Below are 18,587 nucleotides of genomic sequence, written 5' to 3'. Positions count from 1 at the left end.
GCGCGCACCACGTCACCGCGTCGCCGGAACCCCCCACCCGGTCCCGGCGGCGCACCCACCCCGACACCCCAGGGACGACATGACCCAGCACCTCGCTGCCCCCTCCACCGGCACGTCCGCCGACGCTCCGGCCCACCAGAACGGCTGGTGGCAGGACGCGGTGATCTACCAGGTCTACCCACGGAGCTTCGCCGACGGCAACGGTGACGGCATGGGCGACCTCGCGGGCGTCCGCAGCCGGCTCCCGTACCTCAAGGACCTCGGCGTCGACGCGGTCTGGCTCAGCCCGTTCTACGCCTCCCCGCAGGCCGACGCCGGCTACGACGTCTCCGACTACCGCGCCATCGACCCCATGTTCGGCACCCTGCTGGACGCCGACGCGCTGATCCGGGACGCCCACGAACTGGGCCTGCGGATCATCGTCGACCTGGTGCCCAACCACTCCTCCGACCGGCACGACTGGTTCCGGCGCGCCCTCGCCGAGGGCCCCGGCTCCGCCCTGCGCGACCGCTACCACTTCCGCCCCGGCAAGGGCGAGCACGGCGAACTCCCGCCCAACGACTGGGAGTCCGTCTTCGGCGGCCCCGCCTGGACCCGGACCACGGACCCGGACGGGACCCCGGGCGACTGGTACCTCCACCTCTTCGCGCCCGAGCAGCCCGACTTCAACTGGGAACACCCGGCCGTCGCCGACGAATTCCGCTCGATCCTGCGCTTCTGGCTCGACATGGGCGTCGACGGCTTCCGGGTCGACGTCGCCCACGGCCTCGTCAAGGCCGCCGGACTGCCCGACATCGGCGCCCGCGACCAGCTCAAGCTGCTCGGCAACGACGTCATGCCGTTCTTCGACCAGGACGGCGTCCACGAGATCTACCGCTCCTGGCGCGCCATCCTCGACGAGTACCCCGAGAAGAAGGGGCCCGAAGGGCCTTCGCCGGAAGGCCGGTGGTGGGCGGCGGGCGGGCGTATCCTCGTCGCCGAGGCATGGACCCCGACCGTCGAGCGCACCGCCCACTACGTGCGCCCCGACGAGATGCACCAGGCGTTCAACTTCCAGTATCTGGCCACCTCCTGGGACGCCGCCGCCCTGCGCGAGGTCGTCGACGCCTCGCTCGCCGCCATGCGCCCGGTCGGCGCCCCCGCCACCTGGGTGCTCTCCAACCACGACGTGACCCGGCACGCCACCCGGTTCGCCAACCCGCCCGGCCTGGGCACCCAGATCCGCACCCCCGGCGACCGCGGACTCGGCCTGCGCCGGGCCCGCGCCGCCACCCTGCTGATGCTGGCGCTGCCCGGCTCCGCCTACGTCTACCAGGGCGAGGAACTCGGCCTGCCCGACGTCACCGACCTGCCCGACGAGGTCCGCCAGGACCCGTCGTTCTTCCGCGCCGAGGGCCAGGACGGCTTCCGCGACGGCTGCCGGGTGCCGATCCCGTGGACCCGCGACGGCGGCTCGTACGGCTTCGGCGACGGCGGCAGCTGGCTGCCCCAGCCCGACGGCTGGGGCGAGCTGAGCGTCGAGGCGCAGACCGGCGTCACCGGCTCCACCCTGGAGCTGTACCGGGCCGCGCTCGCCGCCCGCCGGGCCCACCCCGGGCTCGGCGCCGGCGACACGGTGGACTGGCTCCGGGCCCCCGAGGGACTGCTGGTCTTCGCCCGCCCCGGCTTCGTCTGCACGGTCAACACCACGGACCGGCCGGTCCGCATCCCGGTGCGCGGCACCGTCCTGCTGTCCAGCGCCCCGGTCGTCACCGACGGCGCCGAGATCGACCTGCCCGCCGACACCACGGTGTGGTGGACGGTGTGACGATCCCCCTGCCCAGGCCCGGCGGTGCGCCGAGACTCTCGGACATCGCCGGACGGGCGGCGGTCAGCGAGGCGACCGTCAGCCGGGTGCTCAACGGGAAGCCCGGCGTCGCGGACACCACCCGCCGGAAGGTGCTCACGGCGCTGGACGTCCTCGGCTACGAACGCCCCGTACGGCCGCGGCGGCGCAGCGCCGGGCTGATCGGGCTGGTGACGCCCGAACTCACCAACCCGATCTTCCCGGCGTTCGCCCAGGCCGTGGAGCAGCTGCTGGCCGGGCACGGCTACACCCCCGTGCTCTGCACCCAGCTGCCCGGCGGCGCCACCGAGGACGAGCTCGTCGAGCAGCTCGTGGAACGCGGCGTCGACGGGATCGTCTTCCTCTCCGGGCTGCACGCCGACCTGTCGGCCGACCCGGCCCGCTACCACGCGCTCGCCGAACGCGGCGTCCCCTTCGTCCTGATCAACGGCTGCGACGAGCGGATCAGCGCCCCGTTCGTCTCCTCGGACGACGCCGCGGCGGTGCGGATGGCCGTCGGCCATCTCGCCGATCTGGGCCACCGCAGGGTCGGCCTGGCCATCGGCCCGCAGCGCTATGTGCCGGCCCGCCGCAAGCGCGAGGGCTTCGTCGAGGCCGCCGCGGACCTCCTCGGCCTGGACCGCGCAGAGGCCCGGCGGCTGGTCTGCTCCACCCTGTTCAGCGTCGAGGGCGGGCAGGTGGCGGCGGGCGCGCTGCTCGACCGGGGATGCACCGGCATCGTCTGCGGCAGCGACCTGATGGCGCTGGGCGTGGTGCGCGCGGCCCGGGACCGGGGGCTCCACGTGCCGCGCCAGGTGTCGGTGGTGGGCTTCGACGACTCGCAGCTGATCGCGTTCACCGACCCGCCGCTGACGACGGTGCGCCAGCCCGTGCAGGCGATGGCCGGCGCGGCGGTGAGCGCGCTGCTGGAGGAGATCGGCGGCAGCCCGGTGCAGCGCACGGAGTACGTGTTCCGGCCGGACCTGGTGGTACGGGGATCGACCGCCGTGGTCGCCGGGGACTGAGACGCCCGCGAGTCGGGACCGAGCACCCGAGGCGGGGGCCGGGCGCCTGCGGCGAGGAAACGATACGCCTGGCACGCACCCATGCGAAGGGGCGTATTTTACCGCCAAATGGCCGAGGGTGGGCCGAAGTTCGGGAAGGTTCACCGTTCCGGGACGCCCGGTGGCCGCGTTCGCCCGGAACCGGGCCGCCGCGGGACTAAATTGGGGCCAGGCAGCCGCCGGGGAGTGCCGCCCCACCGCACCCCTCCGGCGCGCCCTTCCCATCCCGGCCGGTTCCGGCCCCCGCTCCGGTGCGCCAGGTCTCTCCCATGCCTGGGCCGTACCGGACAGGGGCCCGGACCGGCCGGTCCACCTGTTTCAGTGACGGTGACCATGGCGAGCGACATCCCCGAGGAGACGACGAGCTTTGTCGGACGGAAAGCGGAACTGGTCGGACTCGAACGCACCATCGCCGGTCACCGGCTGACCACCCTCACCGGCAGCGGGGGAGTCGGCAAGACGAGGCTCGCGGCCCGCGCCGCCCGGCAGGCGGCGTCCGCCTACCGCGACGGGGCCTGCTGGGCGGACCTGTCCCCGCTCCACGACGACAGCCTCCTCATCGCGACCGTCTCCGACGCGGTCGGGCTCTCCGACCACACCCTGCGGACGCCCATCGACGCGCTGTGCGAATGGCTCGCCGACAAGGAGCTGCTGCTGGTCCTCGACTCCTGCGAACACCTGCTCCCCGCCTGCGCGCACCTGCTCGGCGAGATCCTCACCACGTCGCCCGGCCTCACCGTGCTCGCCACCAGCAGGCAGCCCCTGGGCCTGAGGGGCGAACGCGCCGTCGAGGTCGAGCCGCTGCCGGTCGAGGGCGCGGGCGACGCGCTGACCCTGTTCCGGGACCGGGCCGCCGTCGCGGCCCCCGGGCTCGCCCTCCACGGGCCGGCCGCCGCCGCGGCCGCCGCCGAGATCTGCCGTCGGCTCGAAGGCATCCCGCTCGCCATCGAGCTCGCGGCCGGGGTCCTCGGCCGGGAGAGCGTGGAGCAGGTCGCCGCGCGGATCGGCACCCGCTTCGACGTGCCGGCCGACGAGTCGGCCCGGCCCCCGCGCCACCGCACCCTGCGCACCGCCATCGGCTGGAGCCACGAGCTGTGCACCCCGCTGGAACGGCTGCTGTGGGCCCGGCTGACGGTGCTGCGCGGCGACTTCGACGAGGCCGCGGCGCGCGAGGTCTGCGCCGAGGGACCGCTCACCCCGGACGGCGTGACCGAGGCGCTGGACGGCCTGGTCGCCAAGTCCGTCGTCCGGCGCGACGGCGCGCGCCACCGGATGCTCGACACCATCCGCGAGTACGGACGGATGTGGCTCGCGGAGCTGAACGAGGAACGGGCCGCCGCCGACCGGCACGCCGCCTGCTTCCTGGGCCTGGCCCGCCGCGCCCACGCGGGCTGGACGGGCGACGACCAGATCGTCTGGTACCACCGCATCGCGGAGGCGCACGCCGATCTGTGCGCGGCCCTGGACCACCTGCTGGTCCACGACACCGCCGCCGCCCAGGAGATGGCGGGCCGGACCGGCTTCTTCTGGTGCTGCTGCGGCCATCTGCCGCAGACCCGCGACTACGCCCAGCGCGCCCTGGACGCCGGCCCGGCCGAGGGCCCCCACCGCACCCGCGCCCTGTGGGTGCTGGGCATCACCGTCATGCTCCAGGGCGACTACCCGGCCGCCCGCCGCCTGGGCCGGGAGTGCACCAGATCCGCCGCCCGGGACGGCACGGACGAGGGCGTCCTCGCCGCCGCCTATCTGTGCGGCCTCACCCATCTGATGACGGGCCGCCCCCAGGCGGGCCTGCGCCGGATCGAACAGGTCCTGCGCGTCACCGGCGCCGGGTCCCGGCTGGAGAAGGCCTACCGGCTGCGCTGCCGGCTCATCGTCGTCTTCGCCCTGACCAGCCTCGGCCGGCTGGACGAGGCGGCCGAGGCCGCCAGGCGCCTCCGCGCCGTCTGCGAGGCCCAGGACGAGCGCTGGACCCGCAGCTACGTCGACTACCAGCTCGCCCTGATCGCCCTGCTGCGGGGCGACGCCGAGACGTCCGCCGCCTATGCCCGGGCGATGCTGGAGGGCAAGCACCGCCTCCGGGACCGCTTCGGCATCGCGCTCGGGCTGGACATCCTGGCTGCGGCGATCGCCGCCCAGGGCGCGGGCGCCCGCGCCGCCCGGGTGTACGGCACCGGGCAGGTCTACTGGCGCATGGTCGGCCACCCGCAGCGCGGCACCCCCGAACTCGGCCCGCTGCGCGAGGCCTGCGAACGCAAGGCCCGCGCGGCCGTCGGCGACGCCGCCTACCAGCGCGCCTTCGAACGGGGCCGGACCGACAACGCGGAGGTCGGCCTGGCGGCCGCGCTCCAGGGCGAACCGCTCTGACGGGCGCCGCCGGGCCCGTGCCGCACCGTCACACCGGCGCCGCACGGCGGACGGCGGCGCGACGCCGGGGCCCCGTCAGGGCTGCCGCTGCGGGGGAACGGCCGGCACGGCGGGGGCCAGGGCCGAGAGCCGGTCCAGCAGTTCCGCGAAGGGCCCGTCCGCCGGTTCCTGGGAGAAGACCCGCAGCACGATGCCCGCCATCTCCGCGTCGTAGGCGGCGCTCACCGAGGCCAGCGCCGCGAAGTCGTGCACCAGCTGCCTCTCCAGCTCCTCGCGCGGAACGCGCCGCCCGTCCAGCCAGATCAGCGCCGTCGACTCGGCCAACGACACCCACGACCGCACGACCAACTCCAGCCGCGCCGGGGGATCCTCGACCCCGAGGTGGGCGAGGATCTGCTCGTACGCCGCCTGCCGCACCCCGTCGATCATCGCGTTCGCCGTCGACGAGCCCGCCGCGGGGCCGCCCCGCATCAGCGCCGAGAACCCCGGGCCGTGCTCGTCGACGAAGTCGAAGAACCGACCCATCACCCTCAACAGCCGTGCCCCGAGCGGGCCTTCGCGCGGCTCGACGAACCGCGCCGACAACTCGTCCGCCGCCCGCCGCAGCGCCGCCTCGTACAGGCTCTGCTTCCCCGGGAAGTAGTGGTAGACCAGGGGCCGCGAGATCCCGGCGGCGGCCGCGATCTCGTCGATCGACACCTCGTCCGGGGTTCGGTGGCTGAACAACTCCAGCGCGACACCGATCAACTGCTGTCTGCGCTCCTCGACGCCCATCCTGCGCCGCACCCCGGTCGTCATGACGGACAGCGTACCGAGTGGGGCGGTGCGGGAGCCGGGCCGGGCCCGTGACGCCCGGGGCCCCGGACGGCGGCCGGCCCGCCCCGTCACAGGTCCAGGACCAGCCGTTCTCCCCGGCAGCGGGACACGCAGATCAGCATCGAGTCGTCCCGCTCCGCGTCCGTCAGCAGCTCGTCGCGGTGGTCGGCCTCGCCCGCCAGGACGCGCTGCCGGCACGTCCCGCAGAAGCCCTGCTCGCAGGAGTACGGGACATGGGGCAGCTCCTCGCGCACCGCGGCCAGCACCGACTGGTCCGGCGCCACCCGGACCGTGCGGCCGGAACGGCGCAGCTCGACCTCGAACGGGCCGCCGGAGCCGGCGGACGAGCCGCTCGCCGGGGCGAAGCGCTCCAGATGGAGACCGCGGCCGGGCGGCAGGGCGGCGGCGACCGCGTCCATCAGCGGTTCCGGGCCGCAGCAGTAGACGGCCGTGCCCTCCGCCGTGTCCGCCAGGGCGGCGGCCACGTCCGGGTGGCCCGCCTCGTCGGCGGGGGCGACCGTCACCTGGCCGCCCTCCGCGCCCAGCTTCTCGATCTCGTCCAGGAACGGCATCGAGGCGCGGGACCGGCCGCCGTACAGCAGCCGCCAGTCGGCGCCCGAGGCGGCGACGGACCGCAGCATCGGCAGGACGGGGGTGATGCCGATGCCGCCCGCCACGAAGAGATACGCGGGGGCCTCGACCAGGGGGAACCGGTTGCGCGGGGCGCGGACCTCCACCTCGTCGCCCTCCCGGAGCCGTTCGTGGACCTCCCGGGAGCCGCCCCGGCCGTCCTCGACCAGCCGGGTCGCGATGGTGTACGCGCCGACGTCGGCCGGGTCCCCGCACAGCGAGTACTGCCGGACCAGGCCGGAGGGCAGCAGCAGGTCCAGGTGCGCGCCGGGCTGCCAGGGCGGCAGACCGGGCCCCTCCAGCCGGAGCCGCACCACCCCCTCGGCGGGCGAGGAGCGTTCCGCGATCCGCAGGCGGTGGGCGGTGGTGGAGCGGCGGCCGGAGTGGCCCGAGACCGGGTGCTCCAGGGCCGGGAGCGGCCACAGCGGGGAGCTGCGGACGCGGCGGCGCAGGGCGCGCCTGGCCAGCAGCGCGGCGCCGGCGGCCAGCAGCACGGTGCGCGGACGGGGCAGCGGAAGCGGCACGGTCAGGCTCCCGTCGTACGGGACTCGGCGGCGGTCGCCGCGGGGGAGTGGGCGAGGTAGTCCATCGCCTGGGCCGTGCTGCCCTCCTGCGAGGGGTGGTAGGCGCGGCTGAGGTAGCGGGGGACGGAGCGCAGCAGGTCGCCGGTCGCGGGCAGGGTGCCGCGCCTGCCGCTGACGTAGAAGTCCTTGAACGACGCCTTGGCGTTCAGCAGCGTCGGGTCGTTCTCCATGAAGAAGCGGGTGCCGCGCTGCCAGAGGAAGAGCAGCGCGGAGAAGGCCGCCGCCCAGGTCCGCACCCGTCGCCGGTAGCCGCCGTCGACGTGCATGAACAGGTCGAAGGCGACGGAGCGGTGCTCGACCTCCTCCGCGCCGTGCCAGCGCAGCAGGTCCAGCATCGTCGGATCGGCTCCCCGGCGGTCCAGCTCGTCGGCGTTGAGCACCCAGTCGCCGAGGAACGCGGTGTAGTGCTCGATCGCCGCGATCAGCGCCACCCGTTCCATCAGCCACCACTCGCGGGCCCGGCCCGGCGGCAGCGTGCGGTCGCCGAGGAGCTTCTCGAAGAACCAGTCGACCTGCGCGGTGTACGGCGTCGGGTCCAGGCCCAGCCGCCTCAGATGGGGCAGCACGTCGTCGTGGGCCTGGGAGTGCACGGCCTCCTGCCCGATGAACCCGATGACGTCCTGGCGCAGTCGTTCGTCGCGGATGTACGGCAGGACCTGCCGGTAGACATGGATGAACCAGCGCTCTCCGGCGGGCAGCAGCAGATGGAGCACATTGATGGTGTGGGTGGTGAACGGGTCGCCCGGCACCCAGTGCAGGGGCGTCTCCTCCCAGGCGAAGGAGACCTTGCGGGCCTTGAGCGGCGTCCGCTCCACGACGACCGGCACCGGCTGCGTATTAGACATGGCGTCAATGTACTGACGGGTACGCCATTGCGACAGGGGTCGTGCGCCTGTCTTCCCCACCGGTCGCCCGGCGGAACGGCGGAAAGGGCGGCGTCGCGCCGGGCGGGCGCGCCGCACGGAGGCGGCCGGCGGACGCGCCGGGCGGGGCGCGGGGGCGGGGGCGGGCGGGCCGACGCGCCGGGCGGGGCGGGCCGCGGGGGCGGGGCCGGCGTCCGCGGCCCGCTCAGCCCCGGTCCAGATAGGCCAGCACCGCGAGGACGCGGCGGTTGTCGTCCTCGGAGGGCGGCAGGCCGAGCTTCCCGAAGATGTTCGAGGTGTGCTTGGCCACCGCCCGCTCCGTGATCACCAGTTGCGCCGCGATCGCCGCGTTGGAACGGCCTTGCGCCACCAGCTCCATGACCTCCAGCTCGCGCGGGGTCAGCCCGCCCAGCGGCCGGTCCCGCGCACGCCGCGACAGCAGCCGCGAGATCACCTGCGGATCCATCGCGGTGCCTCCCGCCGCGACCCGGCGCACCGCGTCGACGAACTGGGCGGCGTCGAAGACCCGGTCCTTGAGCAGATAGCCGACGCCGCCGTCGCCGTCCGCCAGCAGCTCGCGCGCGTACAACTGCTCCACGTGCTGCGAGAGCACGAGCACCGGCAGCCCCGGCCGGGCCCGTCGGGCCGCCAGCGCGCACTGCAGGCCCTCGTCCGTGTGGGACGGCGGGAGCCGGACGTCGACGACCGCGACGTCCGGCTCCGACTCGGCCAGCGCGCGGGCCAGTTCGGGCCCCGACTCGACGGCCGCCACGATCTCGAAGCCGTACGCCTCCAGCAGGCGGACGAGTCCGTCGCGCAGCAGGAAGAGATCTTCGGCTAGGACAACTCGCAAGGAATCTCCATGGTCACCCTGGTGGGACCGCCCGCGGGGCTGCTGACGGCCATGACGCCGTCGAATGTACCGAGCCGGCGTTCGATTCCGCTGAGCCCCGAACCGGCGCCGATCCGCGCCCCGCCGCACCCGTCGTCCGTCACCGAGACCCGCAGTCTGGCGTCCGCGTGACGGATGTCCACCCGGACGCGTTCCGCCCCCGAGTGCTTGGCGGCGTTCGTCAGCGCCTCGCTCACCGCGAAGTACGCGGCCGACTCGACCGCCGCGTCCGGCCGGCCGGCCAACTCCGCCCGGACGTCGGACTCGATGGGCAGCCGCAGCGCCAACTCCCTTACCGCGTCGCCGAGTCCGCGCTCGGCGAGGACCGGGGGATGAATGCCCCGGACCAGGTCGCGGAGTTCGGTGAGGGCCTCGGCGGAGGACGCGCGGGTCATGGCCAGCAGCTTCCTCGCCTGCTCCGGGTCCTTCTCGATCAGCGCCTCGACGACGCCCAGGTTCATCCCCATGGCGACCAGCCGGGCCTGCGTCCCGTCGTGCAGATCCCGTTCGATGCGCCGCAGTTCGGCGGCCGCGGTGTCCACGGCCTCGTGCCGGGTCTCGGTCAGCCGGTCGACGCGCCGGGTCAGCTCCTGCTCCTGCGAGGGGGCCAGCAGGGCCCGCACGATCGCGAAGTGCGCCCGCAGCAGAGGCCGGTTGACGAGCAGACCGAGCACCAGGAGCGTCGCCCCCAGCGCCGCGGCGGCCAGCCCCGATGCCTGGCTGTCGACCGGCACGAACCCGTACCAGTAGCGGTCGTCCCTGAACACCCGCCACAGCCCCGCCGCCAGGACGAAGCCCTCCAGCGGATAGAGCAGCAGCCCCGCCGCCAGCGCCGACATCAGATACCCGGCCGTCATGTCGGCCATCAGCCACCGCAGGTCCCGCCAGGTCGCCGGGTCCTTGAGCATCAGCGTCGTCCGCTCCACCCGTCCGGTGAGACCGGTGCGCGCGTCCTTTGGGAAGGGCCGGTACGGGACCGGGACGCGGACGCCGCACCAGGTGGCCGCGAGCAGCCGGCGCCGGTTCGCGTGCCTGCGGACCAGCTCCAGCGCGTGCGGGGTGGTGACCAGGCCGATGCCCAGCGGAACGGAGGCGATCGCGAGCAGGGCCCACGTGAAGAGCGTCATCGACCCGAAGAGGCTGACGACCGACAGGAAGGCGTTGCGCCCACCGGCCCTCAGCCCGGCCCGCGCGCGGGCCCGTATCGCGTTCATCCCGTTCCTGCCCCCCTCACCGGGCCCTCGTCGCCGGGCCCGCCCGCACACAGTGTCACCCGGCGGCCCGCGTGCCGGATGCCGCCGTCCTGCCGAGGAGGGGGAGCGGGGCCGGCGGGGGCGCGAGAGCGCCCCGGTCCGGGACCGGCCGGACCGGGGCGCCCCGCACGTTCCCCACGTCCCGCGTTCGGTCCGTGCGGCCGGGATCAGGGCGCGTACTTGTACCCGACGCGCCGCACCGTCTGGATCGAACGGCGGTGCTCGGCCCCCAGCTTGCGGCGCAGCCGGGCGACGTGGACGTCCACCGTGCGGCCGTCGCCCACATGCCCGTAGCCCCAGACGGTGGTCACCAGCTGGTCGCGGGTGTGCACCCGGTGCGGGTGCGCGACGAGATGGGCGAGCAGCTCGAACTCCAGGTAGGTGAGGTCGAGCGGCCTCCCGTCCACCATCGCGGTCCGCCGCGCGGCGTCGATCCGCACCGGCCCCGCGGCCGGCTCGGCCGCCGGCGGCCGGACCACGTACTGCGCGGCGGCCGTCGCCGCGGCCACCGCCGGCTGCTGATCGGCCGGCACGAGCACCAGATAGCCGACCATCGGCGGCCGGCCCGGCAGCGCCGGAACGGTGTGCTGGGGCGCGGGCAGCCAGGTGGCGTCCGGCGGCAGGAACTCCGCCACATCGGCCAACTGCACGACCTCGTCGGGATCGACGGCGCGCAGCCGATGGCGGTTGGGAGACAGGGAACGGACGGAGGACGCCGTGGCCGTGCCCGCCGGGGACGCGGCGCCGGCGGCGGTGGAGAGGGTACGGCTGTTCTTCATGAGGTCAGCTCTTTCGCGCGAAGGAGTCGTCGACGGACGGACTTGCTTGCGCGCGGACCGAAGGCCGCGGTGAGCGGTTTTAGAGGGCCTGCGCGTTCAACGCGCGGCAACACACCCGGTCGAAGTCGTGGTGCTGACGGGAAGGCCAGAACGGTTCGAGGTCACTGCGCCTCGTCGAGTCGTACGGAATACCGGCCATGGCCCCATTGAACCAGAGAACACGACGGCGCAGCAGTCATCTCCCGCCCGCCTGTGCGAACCCTGGGCGTTAGCTTCCTCACTCCGGGTCACCGCACGCCGCCCGGCCCGCGGCCGGGTACGCCCCGTGCCCCGCCGTCCCCGCGCGCCCCGCCTCACCCCACCAGCCGCTTGCGCCAGTCCAGCGGGAACAACTCGACGGCCTGGTCCGGCGAACCGTCCCACCTCACCGTCAGGCCCGCCTCGCCCAGCGCCGCCGCCACCTCGCGGCCCACCGCGGCCGTGGTCTCCGCCGACTCGTCGAACCCGCCGTAGTACAGCGAGAGGCCCTGCCCGGCCGCGGCCCGCTCGGTGCCCTGGGCGTGGAAGAAGACGAACCCGCGCGCGTCCTCGCGCCCCTCGGCGGATATCTCGCCGAGCCCGCACGCACGACAGCAGGTGAAATGCTCCCGCGCGGTGATCCCGCGCTCCTCCAGCGACGCGAACGCCCGCTCCAGCCGGTCGGCGTCCGTCACGTCAGGCCACCGCCGCTGCTCCTCGACCCGCTCCAGCCACAGCCGTTCCGCCAGACGCCGCGCCTGAGCGTCGGTCACCGGGCGCTCCTCGTCCGTCACGAGGTACTCCTCGGCGGCCTCGGCGAGCTCCTCCACCGTGTCGTACCCGCAGCGGAGCAGCTCCCGTATCCGCTCCTCCAGCCGGGCCCGGGTCTCCGGCGGGAGCTCGGGCACCGGCTCCTCCGCCGGCATCCCGGCGTCCTCCCACGCCGTGCCCGCGTCCCACTCCGGCTCCTGGCGCGCCCAGCGGGCCATCAGCCCGGCGACCGGGTCCGCCGAGCCGAGCATCACCCGGCGGTGCGTGGCGGGGCCGCCGGAACGGCACTCCAGCTGGTAGTCGCCGCCGTGCTCGTGCCACACCTGCACATAGTGGCCCGGGATGTCGGGGACGCGCTGCACCACCAGGAAGCGGTCGTCCTCGCCGCCGATCCCGCGCACCAGATCGAACAGCGTCCCCTCCGGAACACGGACGTGGGTCTGCCAGTTCTCGGTCTCCACCTTGATGTCGAGCATGGGCCGACCCTCGCACACGCCACTGACAACGAGCCGGGAACGGGCGTCCGAGGCGGACACGCCCGAGGCGGACACGCCCGAGGGGGACACGCCCGAGGGGGACACGCCCCCTCGGGCACGGCACGCGGCCCGGCCCCGGACGCCGTCCGGGTCCCGGTCCCGGGTCAGACCCGGCCGGCCTTCTCCAGCGCCGTGCAGCAGGTGTCGACCATCAGCCGGGTGACGACGTACGGGTCGACGTTGGCGTTCGGGCGGCGGTCCTCGATGTAGCCCCTGCGGTCCCGCGCCACCTGCCACGGGATGCGCACCGAGGCGCCGCGGTCGGAGACGCCGTAGCTGTACTCGTCCCACGCGGCGGTCTCGTGCAGACCGGTCAGACGGTCGTCGATGCCCGCGCCGTAGTTCTTCACGTGGTCCATCGGCTTCGAGCCCTCGCCCAGCGCCTCGCACGCGGTGATGATCGCGTCGTAGCCGTCGGGGCCCTCGCGCATCGCCTTCGTGGAGAAGTTCGTGTGCGCGCCCGCGCCGTTCCAGTCCCCCTTGACCGGCTTCGGGGCCAGGGTCGCGGAGACGCCGAAGTCCTCGGCGGTGCGGTACAGCAGCCAACGCGCGACCCACAGCTGGTCGGAGACCTCCAGCGGGGACAGCGGGCCGACCTGGAACTCCCACTGGCCGGGCATGACCTCGGCGTTGATGCCGGAGATGCCGAGCCCCGCCCGCAGGCAGTTGTCGAGGTGCTTCTCGACGACGTCCCGGCCGAAGATCTCGTCGCGGCCGACCCCGCAGTAGTAACCGCCCTGCGCGGCCGGGAACCCGCCCTCGGGGAAGCCCAGCGGCCGGTGCCCGTCGAAGAAGGTGTACTCCTGCTCGATGCCGAAGACCGGCTCCTGGAGGGCGAACCGCTCGGCCGCCTCCCGCAGCGCGGCCCGGGTGTTGGACGCGTGCGGCTCCATGTCGGTGTCGAGGACCTCGCACAGGACGAGGATGTCGTCGCCGCCCCGGACCGGGTCCGGGCACACGAACACCGGCTTCAGCACCAGGTCGGAGGAGCGGCCCTCGGCCTGGTGGGTGCTGGAGCCGTCGAAGCCCCAGAGCGGGAGTCCCGCCGCGTCCCGAGAGGCGCCCCGGGCCAGGATCTTCGTCTTCGAACGGAGCTTGGCGGTCGGCTCGGTGCCGTCGATCCAGATGTACTCGGCCTTGAACGTCACGGAAGCCATCCTTTGCGGGTCCTGCGGTGGTGCTGTGCGGTTTCTGCCGCCCTCAGAGTCGCAAGCCGCGATTTCCCGTCCGTTGCCCTCGTGTGAACCCGGTGTTACCGACGAACCCGGTGTTACCGACGAACCCGGTGTCACCCCCTCCGTCCCGCCTCGGCGTGATGCCTGAGCAGCGTCTCGAAGCCGGCCGCCCGGATCCGGCGCACCAGCTCCCGCTCGTCGGTGCCCAGCGCCTCGGCCGCCGCCGCGAGCCGCCAGTCGGCGTCGGCGAGGCGGTGCAGCAGGTGGCCGCGCCTGATCTGGGCGTCCGACAGCCGGAACGTCTTCAGATACGCGACCCGCCCCTTGTGATCGGTGATCGTCTCACCGATGTGCCGGCCGTCCCCGTCCAGCCGGAACGGCGGCAGGAACCGCCACAGCGTGAACGGGCCCATCCGGCGCACCCGGTCGAAGGCGTACGAGGTGTCCAGCAGCTCGCGGGCGAACACCGTGTCGTGCGCCTCGGCCCACGCCCGCTCCTGTGCCCGCGCCGCCGCCCGCAGACCGGCGAGCGTCCGCAGCCACGGACCGTCGTCGATCCGCGCCGAGAACTCCGGCACGGGCCCGCCGTACAGGGCGTGCTGGTGGACCAGCTCCCCGTACAGATCCTGGACCAGCGAGGGGTGCAGCAGCCGGTAGTCGTCCGGGTGCGGCACGGCGAACGCGGCGGCGAGCGCGTCGGCCGCGTACACCATCACCCCGCACTGCCCGGGATGGATCTCGAAGGTCCGCAGCGCGTCGTCGAGCCCGCGCACCGACCACCCCAGGTACGCGTCCTCGGCGCGCGGCGACAGCCCGTCGCGCAGCGCCCGCCGCGACCACTCCTCCCAGGCGGTCGTGGGACCGCCGAAGTGCAGGGCGAGATACCCCTCCAGGGCGAGGTGCAGCGGCAGGAACCGCAGCCGGCTCCCCGGCTGCCGCTTGGCCATCCGGTGGTGCCGTTCGCGGCGCAGCCGTACGGTCCGGGGCGGCGGGCTCCCCGCCCCCTCGGCCGCGCCCGGACCCAGCTGCGTGCCGTACGCGGCCGACTGCGCGCCCTCGCCGGACCAGTCCGCGACGAAGCCGTGCGGGATGTACGAGACGTAACGCGTGCGCGGGCCGACGTCGACGACGCCGCCGCCGTGCCCCGCGTAGATCTCCCGGTGCAGCCGCAGTCCCTCGACCGGCCGCTCCCGGACCAGCGGCACCAGGCGGATGCCGCCCCACACCTGGGCGGGGCGGGCGACCAGCCCGGTCAGTTCGAGTCGGTTCACGCCCCGGCCCCCGTCCCTCGTGCGCCCGGTTCCGGCTCACCGCCGGCGAGGTCCGCGACGGAGCGTCCCGCCGGGGCTCGTTCCGCGACGAATCGTGCGACCCGGCGGTCCAGATAGGCGTACAGGGCCTCCGGGCCGGTCCGCCCCTCCGCGAACCGGGCGATCTCCACCAGCGCCGGGAGGTCCTCCGCGTCCCGGACGCCCGCCGTGGGCACGCCCGGCGCGAGCCGGCGCACGTCGAAGCCCTCCGCGTCGTACACGGGGTTCAGATGCACCACCGCCGTGCGCCGGTCCGGATCGAGCCGGGTCCGCCACACCCGCAGCACCTCGCCCGCGAGACCAGGCGGCGCGTTGTCCCAGCCGTCCGAGACGACGACCAGCCGATCCGGACCGTGCTCCAGGGCGTCCAGCACCCGCAGCCCCAGCGGCGTCGGCCCCCAGGGCCGGGCCAGCAGCGGATCGGCGCCGCCCGACGTCCACAGCGCGGCGTACCCTCCCGGCGCGGCCAGCGCCTCCAGCAGGAAGTGGCAGGCCAGCGCCACGGCGAGCGGACGGCGCCGCTTCTCGCCCGACCCGGACGACGAGTAGCTGTCGTCCAGCACGCCCGCGACCTTCCCCCAGCTCCCGGCCTGCGGGCCCGCCGCACGCCGGGCGGCGGCGCGCAGCGCCCGCGTCAGTTCCTCGCGGTGCGCCGACCGCACGTCGAAGCCGAGCGACAGCACGTACAGGGCGAGCCGGGTCAGCGGCATCCCCGCCAGGTCGACGTCCGCCGGAAGCGGCGCGTCCGCCCCGGCGTGCCGCCCGGCGGTCCGCAGCCCCTCCACCGTCCGCAGCCGCTCCAGCCGGGTCATCCGAGGGGTCATCAGCTCCAGGAACGCCTCGCGCCGCATGCCGTGCCGGGCGGCGAAGCCCTCGGCGACGGAGAACGGCAGCTCCGCGACGGCGCCCCGCTCGTAGTGGGCGCGCCGCCACGCGTCGAGCAGCGGATGCCGGTAGCGCGGCCGGCGGCCGGGCCGGAACAGGAAGTCCCCGATCTCGCCCGCGCTCCCCGCCTCTCCCGCTCCCGCCCCCGCGGGCCCGTCCGGCGCGCCGGGGCCGCCGTCGAGCCGGAGGTGCGCATGGCGGGCGGCGGTCTTCAGACCGGTGCGATACTTCACCGCGTCGTGTGCCGGATCCGGCCGGGCGGCCAGCCAGTCGCGCATGATCGCGCGGGTGCGCCGGTTGTTCACCCCGGCCGCGCGCAGGGCGCGGAACAGCCGGTACACGCGCTGCGGCGGCAGCTTCGCCAGCCGGGCGGCGATCAGCCGGCCCTCGGTCCGCTTCTCCTCGGCCGTCGCCTCGGCGGAGGACTCCAGCAGGCCCTGGACGATGCGCGCGGCGTTGTGGTCGTTGATGTCGAGGGCCAGCGCGGCGGAGTAGACCCGGCGATAGTTGACCCGCACGTACTCGTGGAGGAAGTCCAGCGAGAGCCGCTGCTGACGGGCCGTCGAACGGAACTCGCGCTGGCCGGTCGCGGTGATCGCCGCGTTCACGAAGAGGAGCACGTCCTCGGCGGCGACGAGTCCGGCGGCGCCGCCGCCCGCGGCCGCCGTGTCCGTACGCGTCATGATCCCCCGTGGTGTCGCACGCCGCCGCGCGCGGGGCGGCGGGGGCGCCGGCCGGGGAATGGGGGCGCGAACAGCGAAATCTCTGCTTCAGAGGCAAGTCCCGGAAGTCGCGGCCGGAGTCCCGCGGCCGGCGCCGCCCAACGTAACCGGGAACCCGCTGCCGCACCAACCCGGTTTCGTCCCGCGACGGCACGTCCCCGCCCCGGAACGCCTGGACCCGGCAGACTTGCCCCCATGACGACACACTCCCCGACCCCCCTGCGCATCGGCCTCGTCGGCACCGGCCCCTGGGCCAGGAACACGCAGGCGCCGGCCCTCGCCGCCCACCCCGACGTCGTGCTGAGCGGCGTGTGGGGTCGCCGTGCCGAGGCGGCGGAGACGCTGGCCGCCGCCCACGGGACCACGGCGTACAGCGACGACACGGGCCTCGACGAGCTCTTCGCGGCCAGCGACGCCATCGCGTTCGCCGTGCCGCCGGACGTCCAGGCCCGTCTCGCCGCCCGCGCCGCGGCGACCGGACGCCATCTGCTGCTGGACAAACCGGTCGCGACCACCGTGGCGGGAGCCCGTGAGGTCGTCCGGGCCGCGGAGCAGTCCGGGGTCGCCTCCGTCGTCTTCTGCACCCTGCGGTTCGCCCCCGCCACCGCCGCCTGGATCGAGGAACAGGCTGCCCTGGACGACTGGTTCACCGCCCGCGCCGAATGGATCGGGGCGCTGTACGCCCCGGACACGGCCAACGAGTACGCGGCCTCGCCGTGGCGCCGGGAGAAGGGCGGGCTGTGGGACGTCGGCCCGCACGTCCTGTCCGTGCTGATCCCGGTGCTGGGCGACGTCACCCGGCTGACCGCGGCCCGCGGCCGGGCCGACGCCACCCATCTGATCCTCCGCCACACCTCCGGCGCCTCCAGCACGGTGACGCTGGCGCTGGGCGCGCCGGTGGGCGCGGTCGGCACGTCGATCGAGCTCCGCGGCGAACAGGGCGTCGTCACGCTGCCGCGCTGGAGCGACGCCGTCGGCTCGTTCGGGGCGGCCGTCGACGCGCTGGTCGAGTCGGTCCGCACGGGGGAGCCGCACCCGTGCGACGTACGGTTCGGGCTGCGCCTCACGGAGCTGCTGGCCGAGGCGGAGGCACAGGCGGGGGAGTAGGGCGCGGCGTCCGGCGGGAGCAGCCGCACGGGCCCGGGACGCCGGGCGGGGAGCGCGGGGGAGCCCGTCCCGGGGCCGGGCGGGGCGCGGCCGGGTGCGGCGTCCGCCCGGCCCGGCGTCCGCCCGCCCCCGCCGTCCGCCCGCCCCGGCGTCCGTAGGGGGCTCCCCGCTTCCCGTCCGTCCTCAGCGCCCGATGGCGTCCCGTACCGCCTCGTCCGTGCGGGCCACGACGGCGGTCCCGTCGTCGGCCGTGATGATCGGCCGCTGGATCAGCTTCGGGTGCGCGGCGAGCGCCTCGATCCACCGCTCCCGCGCGCCGGCCTCGCGCGGCCACTCCGCGAGCCCGAGATCCCCGGCCTCCGGCTCCCGCGTCCGCGTGATGTCCCACGGCTCCAGCCCGAGCCGGCCCAGCACCGCCCGGATCTCCTCCGGCGACGGCACGTCCTCCAGATAACGGCGGACGGTGTAGTCGACGCCCTCGGCGTCGAGCAGCTCCACCGCGCCGCGGCACTTCGAACAGGCGGGATTGATCCAGATCTCCATGGCGGCAACGGTACGCGAACGACCCGGCCAAATCCCCTCTGGCCAGGGACGATTGTCAGTGGTGGGCCGTAAAATGGAGGGAGTTCGTGAGGGTTCCACGACCGTGCCAGGAGGATGTTCATGGCCGTTGCCGCAGTCACGACCGAGCAGTATCACAAGCCCCTGCGCAAGAAGGCGCTCCCCGCGGGCCGCCCCCGCGAGTGGTACATCAGCCACAACCGCCGCCTGAAGGCGATGCGCCTGGCGATCGCCCTGCTCGACACCGGCGTCTACCACCCGTCGACCGCGACCGACCGCAGGATACGCGCCACCGCCGAGCGCATCGGCATCCACCCGCCGTCCGACACCACCTGCCGCATGGTCCGCGCGCTGATCCGCTACGGCCGCTGACCCCCGGACGCCTGTTCGCCGGACCGCCGGCGGCCCGACCCGCGTCGGCCGCCGACG

General features: G+C 74.7%; 16 protein-coding genes. 5 read left to right on the top strand and 11 right to left on the bottom strand.

The genetic code is table 11. The features are described from left to right. Window positions 1-79 precede the first annotated feature (79 nt). The 3 genes from WA762_RS00910 to WA762_RS00900 all read left to right on the top strand — a co-directional run bounded on the left by WA762_RS00910 (window position 80) and on the right by WA762_RS00900 (window position 5,256). The gene (locus WA762_RS00910; RefSeq protein WP_335931878.1) at window positions 80-1,807 is read left to right on the top strand and encodes a glycoside hydrolase family 13 protein; all 1,728 of its coding nucleotides are present in this window, start codon (window positions 80-82) and stop codon (window positions 1,805-1,807) included. After that, window positions 1,792-2,850: a LacI family DNA-binding transcriptional regulator gene (locus WA762_RS00905; RefSeq protein ID WP_335931876.1), complete on the top strand. Its 1,059-nt coding sequence runs from the start codon at window positions 1,792-1,794 to the stop codon at window positions 2,848-2,850. Before WA762_RS00910 ends, WA762_RS00905 begins: the two co-directional genes overlap by 16 nt. 372 nt (window positions 2,851-3,222) lie before the next feature. Then, window positions 3,223-5,256: an ATP-binding protein gene (locus WA762_RS00900; protein ID WP_335931873.1), complete on the top strand. Its 2,034-nt coding sequence runs from the start codon at window positions 3,223-3,225 to the stop codon at window positions 5,254-5,256. Between the two features lie 75 nt (window positions 5,257-5,331). Here the strand turns inward: WA762_RS00900 and WA762_RS00895 are convergent, their stop codons facing one another. The 10 genes from WA762_RS00895 to WA762_RS00850 form a co-directional block, all read right to left on the bottom strand. Beyond that, window positions 5,332-6,054 (bottom strand): TetR/AcrR family transcriptional regulator, encoded by a 723-nt coding sequence (locus WA762_RS00895; protein WP_335931871.1) that lies wholly within the window; start codon window positions 6,052-6,054, stop codon window positions 5,332-5,334. An 86-nt stretch (window positions 6,055-6,140) separates the two neighbouring features. Next, window positions 6,141-7,232: a PDR/VanB family oxidoreductase gene (locus WA762_RS00890; protein WP_335932273.1), complete on the bottom strand. Its 1,092-nt coding sequence runs from the start codon at window positions 7,230-7,232 to the stop codon at window positions 6,141-6,143. Further along, window positions 7,229-8,131, bottom strand: a complete 903-nt coding sequence (locus tag WA762_RS00885; protein ID WP_335931869.1) for a metal-dependent hydrolase — start codon at window positions 8,129-8,131, stop codon at window positions 7,229-7,231. The genes WA762_RS00890 and WA762_RS00885 overlap by 4 nt, the downstream gene beginning before the upstream one ends. A gap of 223 nt (window positions 8,132-8,354) precedes the next feature. Then, entirely contained in the window at window positions 8,355-9,002 is a 648-nt protein-coding gene (locus tag WA762_RS00880; RefSeq protein WP_335931867.1) for a response regulator transcription factor, read from the bottom strand. Further along, window positions 8,987-10,255, bottom strand: coding sequence for a sensor histidine kinase (locus WA762_RS00875; protein WP_335931865.1), 1,269 nt, complete (start codon window positions 10,253-10,255; stop codon window positions 8,987-8,989). The genes WA762_RS00880 and WA762_RS00875 overlap by 16 nt, the downstream gene beginning before the upstream one ends. Window positions 10,256-10,461: 206 nt before the next feature. Beyond that, window positions 10,462-11,073: a winged helix-turn-helix domain-containing protein gene (locus WA762_RS00870; protein WP_335931863.1), complete on the bottom strand. Its 612-nt coding sequence runs from the start codon at window positions 11,071-11,073 to the stop codon at window positions 10,462-10,464. 353 nt (window positions 11,074-11,426) lie between these two features. Then, complete coding sequence (locus WA762_RS00865) at window positions 11,427-12,338, bottom strand: DUF6891 domain-containing protein (protein ID WP_335931860.1); 912 nt, start codon at window positions 12,336-12,338, stop codon at window positions 11,427-11,429. A 164-nt stretch (window positions 12,339-12,502) separates the two neighbouring features. Continuing rightward, window positions 12,503-13,546, bottom strand: a complete 1,044-nt coding sequence (glnII, locus tag WA762_RS00860) for a glutamine synthetase (protein ID WP_335931858.1) — start codon at window positions 13,544-13,546, stop codon at window positions 12,503-12,505. Between the two features lie 140 nt (window positions 13,547-13,686). Further along, on the bottom strand, window positions 13,687-14,844 hold the full coding sequence (locus WA762_RS00855) for an ARPP-2 domain-containing protein (RefSeq protein WP_335931856.1): 1,158 nt from the start codon (window positions 14,842-14,844) through the stop codon (window positions 13,687-13,689). Further along, window positions 14,841-16,451, bottom strand: coding sequence for a hypothetical protein (locus tag WA762_RS00850; protein ID WP_335931854.1), 1,611 nt, complete (start codon window positions 16,449-16,451; stop codon window positions 14,841-14,843). Before WA762_RS00850 ends, WA762_RS00855 begins: the two co-directional genes overlap by 4 nt. Before the next feature lie 234 nt (window positions 16,452-16,685). On the opposite strand from WA762_RS00850, the gene WA762_RS00845 reads away from it, so the two are divergent. Further along, complete coding sequence (locus tag WA762_RS00845) at window positions 16,686-17,597, top strand: Gfo/Idh/MocA family protein (protein WP_335931852.1); 912 nt, start codon at window positions 16,686-16,688, stop codon at window positions 17,595-17,597. A gap of 183 nt (window positions 17,598-17,780) precedes the next feature. On the opposite strand, the gene WA762_RS00840 is transcribed toward WA762_RS00845, so the two are convergent. Then, entirely contained in the window at window positions 17,781-18,140 is a 360-nt protein-coding gene (locus WA762_RS00840) for an arsenate reductase family protein (RefSeq protein ID WP_335931850.1), read from the bottom strand. A gap of 120 nt (window positions 18,141-18,260) precedes the next feature. Here WA762_RS00840 and WA762_RS00835 point away from each other — a divergent pair, with 120 nt between their 5' ends. Continuing rightward, window positions 18,261-18,530: a hypothetical protein gene (locus WA762_RS00835; RefSeq protein ID WP_335931848.1), complete on the top strand. Its 270-nt coding sequence runs from the start codon at window positions 18,261-18,263 to the stop codon at window positions 18,528-18,530. Window positions 18,531-18,587: the final 57 nt, after the last annotated feature.

It is taken from the genome of Streptomyces tyrfis, assembly GCF_037034285.1.
Lineage (GTDB): Bacteria > Actinomycetota > Actinomycetes > Streptomycetales > Streptomycetaceae > Streptomyces.
The sequence above is the reverse complement of the archived record's forward strand: the minus strand, read 5'-3'. Positions and strand labels throughout refer to the sequence as shown.

Excerpts from the sequence above, each read along its gene's own strand:
- WA762_RS00865 (WP_335931860.1), bottom strand. The coding sequence starts at position 12,338 with ATGCTCGACATCAAGGTGGAGACCGAGAACTGGCAGACCCACGTCCGT.
- WA762_RS00870 (WP_335931863.1), bottom strand. The coding sequence starts at position 11,073 with ATGAAGAACAGCCGTACCCTCTCCACCGCCGCCGGCGCCGCGTCCCCG.
- WA762_RS00875 (WP_335931865.1), bottom strand. The coding sequence starts at position 10,255 with ATGAACGCGATACGGGCCCGCGCGCGGGCCGGGCTGAGGGCCGGTGGG.
- WA762_RS00900 (WP_335931873.1), top strand. The coding sequence starts at position 3,223 with ATGGCGAGCGACATCCCCGAGGAGACGACGAGCTTTGTCGGACGGAAA.
- WA762_RS00835 (WP_335931848.1), top strand. The coding sequence starts at position 18,261 with ATGGCCGTTGCCGCAGTCACGACCGAGCAGTATCACAAGCCCCTGCGC.
- WA762_RS00840 (WP_335931850.1), bottom strand. The coding sequence starts at position 18,140 with ATGGAGATCTGGATCAATCCCGCCTGTTCGAAGTGCCGCGGCGCGGTG.
- WA762_RS00845 (WP_335931852.1), top strand. The coding sequence starts at position 16,686 with ATGACGACACACTCCCCGACCCCCCTGCGCATCGGCCTCGTCGGCACC.
- WA762_RS00850 (WP_335931854.1), bottom strand. The coding sequence starts at position 16,451 with ATGACGCGTACGGACACGGCGGCCGCGGGCGGCGGCGCCGCCGGACTC.
- WA762_RS00895 (WP_335931871.1), bottom strand. The coding sequence starts at position 6,054 with ATGACGACCGGGGTGCGGCGCAGGATGGGCGTCGAGGAGCGCAGACAG.
- WA762_RS00910 (WP_335931878.1), top strand. The coding sequence starts at position 80 with ATGACCCAGCACCTCGCTGCCCCCTCCACCGGCACGTCCGCCGACGCT.
- WA762_RS00885 (WP_335931869.1), bottom strand. The coding sequence starts at position 8,131 with ATGTCTAATACGCAGCCGGTGCCGGTCGTCGTGGAGCGGACGCCGCTC.